Annotated in this window: 3 protein-coding genes; all 3 read left to right on the top strand. The window is 41.8% G+C overall.

The genetic code is table 11. The features are described 5' to 3' along the window. The first annotated feature begins 265 nt into the window (after nt 1-265). A complete protein-coding gene (locus IQ229_RS19855) occupies nt 266-1,519 on the top strand; it encodes an anhydro-N-acetylmuramic acid kinase (RefSeq protein WP_194046680.1) in 1,254 nt (417 codons plus the stop codon). Between the two features lie 127 nt (nt 1,520-1,646). Then, entirely contained in the window at nt 1,647-2,093 is a 447-nt protein-coding gene (locus IQ229_RS19850; protein WP_194046678.1) for a hypothetical protein, read from the top strand. 225 nt (nt 2,094-2,318) lie between these two features. Next, the coding region (locus IQ229_RS19845) for a glycosyltransferase family 2 protein (RefSeq protein WP_194046676.1) at nt 2,319-3,277 on the top strand (959 nt) is incomplete at its 3' end.

Genomic DNA, 3,277 nt, shown 5'->3' with positions numbered 1-3,277 from the left:
GAAGTTAGCTTTGATATATTAAGAATTTGTATCTTCGGATGTTGTCCTGATTAAGGATAAATCAAGATAACAAACAAAATCGTTTTAAATTATTTGTTTGCTGATAAATAGAGATAGATTCGTGGTCATTGCTATTGGGTTTGACATTCTTCTCTTGCTCTATTTACTTTTTCTTATATAGTCAACCATGCAACCTGAGTGTTTTGACATAGCTACTAACATGAATTACACTAAACTCTTGCAATCAACAAAAGAATCTCAATCGATGCATCCAACTGAAAAACCTGTTGTCCCTACTCGCGTTATTGGTTTAATTAGTGGCACATCCGTAGATGGCATAGACGCTGCGTTGGTAGAGATTTCTGGCACAGAATTGGATCTCAAAGTTGAGTTGGTAGCTGGGGCAACATATCCCTATCCAGTTGAACTCAGAGAAAGAATATTAGCAGTTGGTGCAGGCGTTGCCATCTCAATGGCAGAATTAGCAGAAATAGATGATGCGATCGCTCAAGTCTTTGCCCAAGCCGCCCAAAATATTCAGATTGGTCATCAGCCAGCCACTCTCATTGGCTCCCACGGTCAGACGGTTTATCATCGACCACCCAAAGAGAGAGCAGGGGAGCAGGGGAGTAGGGGGAGAGAAATGCTCACTACCCACGGGCTAAACCCTAGCTATCTGCTAACAGCACACGGTACTCCCTTGGGTTACAGTCTTCAACTAGGGCGAGGTGCATTAATTGCCTATCTTACGAACATTGCGACTGTGAGCAACTTCCGCGTTGCTGATATTGCTATTGGTGGTCATGGTGCGCCTCTCGTGCCCAGAGTCGATGCTTATTTACTCAGTCATCCCCAAGAGGGGCGTTGTATTCAAAACATTGGTGGTATTGGCAATGTTGCCTATATTCCGCCTCGGCATAGTGACTGGCTCTCAAAAATTCGTGGTTGGGATACTGGCCCAGGAAATAGTCTGTTGGATCTTGCGGTGGAGCATTTAAGCGGTGGTGCTAAAACTTATGATGAAGATGGCAATTGGGCAGCAAGTGGTACTCCTTGCCATCAATTAGTAGAACAATGGCTCAACCAAGACTACTTTCATCTACCGCCACCCAAATCCACTGGACGCGAATTATTTGGTGTGACTTACTTGCATCAGTGTTTAAAAGATGCTCAAGCATACCAACTCAATCCTGCTGACGTACTGGCAACTCTTACAGAACTTACAGCTGCTTCAATTTTTCATAGTTACCGCACTTTTTTGCCAGAAATGCCACAACGAGTACTATTATGTGGTGGTGGTAGTCGCAATCTCTATTTGAAACAAAGGTTACAGTTGTTGTTGGGATCAATACCAGTCTCGACGACAGATGAAGTCGGCTTGAGTGCAGATTTTAAAGAAGCGATCGCCTTCGCGGTTTTAGCCTACTGGCGACATTTGGGTATTCCTGGCAACTTACCTACAGCCACAGGTGCACCTCAAGAAGTACTTTTGGGAGAAATTTACCAAGGTCAATTCTGAATGCTGAGTCAGGAACAATAAACAAGATAAAAAATTTCTTCATTCTTCACTCACAACTCAGCACTCGTAACTTAGCACTGCTATAACTATAGTCTTGGCGGCACTCGAGCAAGATAGGGAATAAAAAGTGGCTCATACTTTTTTATTGGAACCAGGACGCTGGGCAATGGAAGGAAATTGGCTGGAACGTAATGGTATGCCAATCAGCGTCAAGGGTATGACCTTGGTCGCTTGGAATCGAGATAACTGGTTTACTATGGCCACAAAACTGATATTCCCAGGTAGCGATCGCTCTGAAATCTCTCTGCAATACAAGGGGCGGCTGCATGATGGAGAACGTCAGTATACTTTTTTACTACAACATAATATTTTGGGGCAGGTTGAAGGCGAAGGCTGGATTGGTCTGGATACAATAGTACAGCGTTACTGGGTACTAGGCGATCGTCAGCGTCGTAGTGGCTTTGAAACCCTACACCGGATTTCGCAAGATACATATTACCTCAGTAGTGGTATCTTAGCTGGTCATTTTTTAACTAACACAATGGAAGCTAGCCTAGAGCGTCAGTCAACTTAAAGGCAGTGTTGCCTCACCGCTCTGCTGTTCTTCTAAGCCAAAAACCGCCGTTCAAAAAACTCTGGCAACGCACTGGTTTACCAACGCCTAATATCTCCTACCCAACTTTAACCACTCATCGTTTATTCTCACTGACCTACTGAGTTGTATAGTAATAAAGAAATGATCAAATTATGGTCAGAATTTTAATATTTTACCTAACCATGTAGTCAGGAGTTCAGTTTCGTGAATCCTAAAGTCTCCGTTATTATCCCTGCTTACAATACTGAAACTTATATTGGAAAGGCAATAGAGTCAGCCTTAGAGCAAACACTCACTGACATTGAAGTTATCATGGTCGATGATGGCTCAAGTGATAAAACTGTAGAAGTCGCTAAAAGTTTCACCGATCAACGTCTCAAAGTAATAGTTAATCAGCAAAATCTTGGAGCGGCGGCGGCACGTAATCGCGCCTTCAGAGCAGCCGAAGGAGAATGGATTGCTGTACTTGATTCAGATGATTGGTATGCTCCCGAAAGATTGGAAAAGCTTGTGTCTCTGGCAAATACAACAAATGCAGACATGATTGCTGATGATGTTTATTTGATCGAAGACGGTACAACATCTCCTTGGAGTACATTGATTCAAGAAAGTGGAGAACGTATAGATAAAATCTTCCAAATTGATATCGTTTATTTTGTAGAAACTGATGTCTATGGGCAAGCAGGGTTGCATTTTGGCTTAAGCAAGCCTCTATTCAAACGAGAATTCCTGATTAAGAACGGCATCGAGTACGATGAAGAAATTAGAATGGGTCAAGATTTTTGGATTGACATGAAATGCTTAATTAAAGGAGCTAGGTTTTTTATTGAGCCAAAACCCTATTACTTCTACCGCTCACGCCCTGGTTCTCTTGTATATCAAAGCCAATTACCACGTCTAAATCAATACTGCAAAGCGACTACTTCTTTCATGCAACAAGACATTGTGAAAAAGAATCCTGCTCTAATGCGTGCTCTATCTTATAATCTCTCAGTCTATAAGAAAAATCTAGCTTATCTTCAAGTTTTAGAACCTATAAAACAAAGAAAATGGTTAACAGCATTCACAGAAATCAGGAAATATCCGGGTTTCTTTTATGATTTTATGTCCCGATTTAATAGTATTGTCGAGCGTCGAATTCAATACTATGTAATGAATAATAA

The organism is Nostoc cf. edaphicum LEGE 07299 (assembly GCF_015207245.1).
GTDB classification, from domain to species: Bacteria; Cyanobacteriota; Cyanobacteriia; order Cyanobacteriales; family Nostocaceae; genus Nostoc; species Nostoc edaphicum_B.
This window is presented reverse-complemented; position numbering and strand designations above follow the sequence as displayed.

Excerpts from the sequence above, each read along its gene's own strand:
- IQ229_RS19855 (WP_194046680.1), top strand. The coding sequence starts at position 266 with ATGCATCCAACTGAAAAACCTGTTGTCCCTACTCGCGTTATTGGTTTA.